This window comes from Microbacterium sp. (genome assembly GCF_036277215.1).
In the GTDB taxonomy this organism is placed as follows: Bacteria; Actinomycetota; Actinomycetes; order Actinomycetales; family Microbacteriaceae; genus Microbacterium.
Map to the genome: position 1 here is coordinate 1 of NZ_DASUNI010000233.1, position 4372 is coordinate 4372.

Annotated in this window: 6 protein-coding genes; 3 read left to right on the forward strand and 3 right to left on the reverse strand. The window is 70.1% G+C overall.

Going from position 1 to position 4372, the window contains the following annotated elements; all coding sequences use genetic code 11:
• On the reverse strand, positions 1-240 hold a 240-nt coding region (locus VFX99_RS11610), incomplete at its 3' end, for a hypothetical protein (RefSeq protein WP_329666451.1).
• A 204-nt stretch (positions 241-444) separates the two neighbouring features.
• Between VFX99_RS11610 and VFX99_RS11615 the strand changes: the two genes are divergently transcribed.
• Entirely contained in the window at positions 445-1200 is a 756-nt protein-coding gene (locus VFX99_RS11615) for a hypothetical protein (RefSeq protein ID WP_329666452.1), read from the forward strand.
• A gap of 96 nt (positions 1201-1296) precedes the next feature.
• Here the strand turns inward: VFX99_RS11615 and pth are convergent, their stop codons facing one another.
• Together pth and VFX99_RS11625 are read right to left on the reverse strand one after the other, a co-directional pair.
• The gene (pth, locus tag VFX99_RS11620) at positions 1297-1881 is read right to left on the reverse strand and encodes an aminoacyl-tRNA hydrolase (protein WP_329666453.1); all 585 of its coding nucleotides are present in this window, start codon (positions 1879-1881) and stop codon (positions 1297-1299) included.
• Between the two features lie 93 nt (positions 1882-1974).
• The gene (locus tag VFX99_RS11625; protein WP_329666454.1) at positions 1975-2640 is read right to left on the reverse strand and encodes a 50S ribosomal protein L25/general stress protein Ctc; all 666 of its coding nucleotides are present in this window, start codon (positions 2638-2640) and stop codon (positions 1975-1977) included.
• A gap of 244 nt (positions 2641-2884) precedes the next feature.
• Between VFX99_RS11625 and VFX99_RS11630 the strand changes: the two genes are divergently transcribed.
• On the forward strand, positions 2885-3010 hold the full coding sequence (locus VFX99_RS11630; protein ID WP_329666455.1) for a hypothetical protein: 126 nt from the start codon (positions 2885-2887) through the stop codon (positions 3008-3010).
• 348 nt (positions 3011-3358) lie between these two features.
• Positions 3359-4372, forward strand: a 1014-nt coding sequence (gene gndA / locus VFX99_RS11635; protein WP_329666456.1) for an NADP-dependent phosphogluconate dehydrogenase, incomplete at its 3' end; no start/stop codon positions are given.

Genomic DNA, 4372 nt, shown 5'->3' on the forward strand with positions numbered 1-4372 from the left:
GGCTCCGGGAAGGAGCGCCTCCAACGCGGGGCCGAGCGATTCGGCACGGCGTCCGGTGGGTGCGATCACGAACAGCGCCCCGCTGCGACCGGCGGCGCGGCGCCGCTCGATCAGCGAGGCCAGGAGCGGGGTGTCGAGCCCCTCGACGAGCGAGAAGTCGGCGTCGACGGAGGCTGACGCCGCGGCATCCCGGAAAGAGTCCGCTTGTTCGAGGGCGCGCACGATCCCGGGAACTGTCACCGGACGAGTCTACGGGCGTCCGCCGACACCCGGCCGCCGCGCAGATGTCGGCCCCGAGCGCCGTCGCGTCGGACGCGTCCGGGAGAGATGCACCGACCGGAGGATGGGTGCCACGGCAAACGTCCTCCCCTCGGCTCATCTCCTCCGGATCGCGCAGCGATGAGGGTGGCGGCAGCTCGGATGCGCGGTCTCGACGCTCCTAGGATGAGTGCCGTGACGGACCGCGGCGAGACCCTTCCGCCCGACGCGGGCGGGACCGCGATGCCGGCCGTTCCGCGGCCGCCGTTGCCCCCGTACGCGGCCGCGGTCGCCGCGGCCGCTCCCGCACGCACACCGCAGCCGCCGGTCGCGGACTCGGAGTCCGCGACGGAGGTGTTCGCCACAGCCGTCTACCCCGCGGACGCCTACGCCACCGCGGTCTATCCGCCTCCGGCGGCGCCGCAGCCGCCCGGCTCCGGCCATCTCGTACAGGGCTACGCGGCGCCGCCGCATGTGTACGCGCCGCCGTCGGCATCCGCAGCACCGCCGCAGGGCTACGGCCCGTATGTGCCGGTGGCACCCGCGGCTCGCCGCGCCGGCGGCTCGGGACCGGGCGTGGTCGCGTTCCTGCTGGCCCTGATCGCGGCGGTGGGCGGGACGATCCTGGGCTCGATCGCTGCGTATCAGATCGGCCTCGGCACAGGACGCGAAATCGCGCTGCGCCCCCTGGACATCGACTTCGACTGGTCGATCCTGGCCCCCGTCCGCGAGTGGGTGCTCGTCGGCGAGGTCGCCTTCTGGGTCGGCACGGTCCTCGGCATCTGGGCGTTCGTGCAGGGCATCGTCGCCATCGCGAGGGACCGCGGCCGCGGCTGGGGCGTTGCCGCGGTCGTCATCGCGGTCCTCGGGCCGATCGCGTTCGCCACCGGGATCCCGGGCTTCCTCGTCGCCGGGTTCGCGTCGGGCGCGACGGGAAGCTGACGTGCGCCGAAACCCTCCGCATCGACCGAGACCCTCCGAAACGGCGGCACGGATCGAAGGGTTTCGCGCGAATCGGAGGGTCTCGCGCCGTGGAGGTCACACGCGCGGCGCGTGGTGCTTCTGCTGAGCCGCGAGCAGCCCCTCGTCGATCAGCTGCTCGACGGCATCCGCGGCATCCGCCAGGAGGATCGGGAGATTCTTGCGCTCCGTCGCGCCGAACGGATCCAGCACCCAATCGGCGGGATCCTGCCGTCCCGTGGGGCGCCCGATGCCGACCCGCACACGCGCGAAGTCGGTGGAATCGAGGGCCTTGGCGACGTCGCGTACGCCGTTGTGGCCCCCGTGGCCCCCGCCCGCCTTCAGCTTGATCGCATCGAATGGGATGTCGAGCTCGTCGTGCACGAGAACGACGCGCTCCGGATCGACTCCGTAGAACTTCGCCAGCCCGGCGACCGCGCCGCCGGACACGTTCATGAAGGTGTTGGGCTTGGCGAGCACGAGCTTCGGCCCGCCGGGCCGCAGCCAGGTCTCGGCAACGCGGGCGTTGGCCTTGTGGGCCCGGAAGGTCTCGCCGCGACGCTCGGCGAGCTCATCGAGGACGAGCTGGCCGACGTTGTGCCGGGTGAGCTCGTAGCGGGGGCCGGGATTGCCGAGGCCGACGATCAACCACGTGTCTGCCATGTCTCTCATCCTGCCGGACGCCCGAGATCATCGGGCAGCGAAGGGAACAGCAAAGGGGGCGCGGAATCCGCACCCCCTTCCTGCAATACCGTCCTACTCGGAGTCGGACTCGGCCTCCGCCTCGGTGGCTGCCTCGGACTCCAGTGCCTGCGCCGCTGAGACGGCGGCGTCGAGCTCGGCGATCTCGTCCTCGGCCGCGAGCGTCGCCGACGGGATGGAGATGGCGACGATCAGCGTCTCCGGGTCGACGACCAGCGACGCGCCCGAAGGCAGCACCAGGTCGGCAGCCGTGATGTGGGTGCCCTCCTCGAGGCCCTCGACGTCGAACTCGATGCGCTCCGGGATGTGCGTGGCCTCGACCTCGAGGAGCACGGTGTTCGCGTCCTGAGCTGCGATCGTGCCGGGCGCGGGTTCCCCGAGGATCGACACGGGCACGTCGACCTGGATCTTCTCGCCCTTGCGCACGACCAGGAGGTCGATGTGCTCGATGATCTGGTGCACCGGGTCCTTCTGGACGTCCTTGACGAGGGTCAGCTGCTGCTTGCCCTCGACCTCGAGCTCGAGCACCGCGTTGGCGCGGCGGATGAGCAGGGCCACCTGGTGACCGGGCAGCGCGACGTGCACCGGGGTGGTGCCGTGGCCGTAGATGACGGCGGGGATCTTGCCGGAGGCGCGCAGACGGCGGGCGAAGCCCTTGCCGAAGTTCTCGCGGACTTCGGCCTGGACCTTGGAGTCGATCTCTTTGGTGTCGGTGGACATGGTGTTTCTCCTTGCGGGCACGCGGCCCGTTCTGATCTCGGGCCCACGGGCCCAGGTATGGGGTCTGCATTCGACTCGAACGCGAGCGCGTGAGGAAAGCCGTGAGCCTGCATCACTGCGTCGATCACGGATGCCGCACCCAGCCGTTCCAGCCGGTGCGAGGCATCCCTCGCCGAAGTTCAATCGCCAAGTCTACCAGTGGCCCCGCTACGATGAAGACGCCCGCTTTTCGACCGGAGGATCCATGCTCGACAGCCAGACCATCTCGATGCTGCTTCTGGGTGTCATCGGCGCCATCGCCGCGCTGGGCTTCGTCGGAACCGTGCTCGCGTTCTGGTCGATGGGCCGTGCGGGCTACCGCGACGACTGACGACTCGGTGTTCGCGGCGCGGTGCGATTCCGACGCCGCGCCCGGGCCGTCCGCAGCCGCCTGAACTCCCGCAACGGAACGCTCACAGCACTCGGGCCACCCCTGTGCGCACTCCGCCTCTGCTCCGTAACCCGGATCCGGCAGACTCTAGGCTGGACTGAACCCCCGTAGACGCAAGGAGCAGGCGTGTCCTCGAACGAGAATCCGGCACAGACGAACATCTCGCATGATCGGGACGACGCTCCCGATTCGGCGCCCGCGCACGAGGGGGCGCCCGCTCCGCAGGATGTCGCGCGCCCGGTTCCGACTCCGAGCGGACCGGATGGCGCGGCCGCGCCGACGGCGAACATCGGGGTGGTGGGGCTGGCGGTGATGGGCTCGAACCTGGCACGCAACCTGGCCAGCCGCGAGGGCAACACGGTCGCCATCCACAACCGCAGCCGCGCCAAGACCGACACCCTGCTGGCCGAACATCCCGAGGCCGAGTTCGTCCCGACGTTCGACTACAAGGAGTTCGCTGCATCGCTGCAGAAGCCGCGGACGGCGATCATCATGGTCAAGGCGGGCGCGGGGACGGATGCCGTCATCGACGCCCTCGTGGACGTATTCGAGCCGGGCGACATCATCGTCGACGGGGGAAACGCCCTTTTCACCGATACCATCCGCCGCGAGAAGGCGGTGCGTGAGACCGGTGTCAACTTCGTCGGCGCGGGCATCTCCGGCGGCGAGGAGGGCGCCCTGCACGGTCCGTCGATCATGCCCGGCGGGTCCGACGAGTCGTGGGTCACGCTCGGCCCGATCCTCAAATCCATCGCCGCGGTCGCCGAAGGCGAGCCGTGCGTCACCCACGTCGGGCACGACGGCGCCGGACACTTCGTCAAGATGGTCCACAACGGTATCGAGTACGCCGACATGCAGCTGATCGCCGAAGCGTACGACCTGATCCGGCGCGGCACCGGCAGATCCCCCGCCGAGATCGCCGACGTGTTCGCCGAATGGAACGCCGGCGAGCTGGAGTCGTACTTGATCGAGATCACCGCCGAAGTGCTCCGCCAGGTCGACGCGTCCACCGGCAAGCCGCTGGTGGATGTGATCCTCGACCAGGCCGGCGCCAAGGGCACCGGCGCCTGGACCGTGCAGACCGCCCTGAATCTGGGCGTGCCCGTCTCCGGCATCGCCGAAGCCGTGTTCGCCCGCTCCCTCTCCAGCCATCCGGAGCAGCGGGCCGTCTCGCTCGAACTCCCCGGTCCCGTCGAGGATCTTCGCGTCGAGGACGCGGACGCATTCATCGAGGACGTGCGCCTGGCCCTGTACGCGTCGAAGATCGTCGCGTACTCGCAGGGATTCGACGAGATCCGCGCC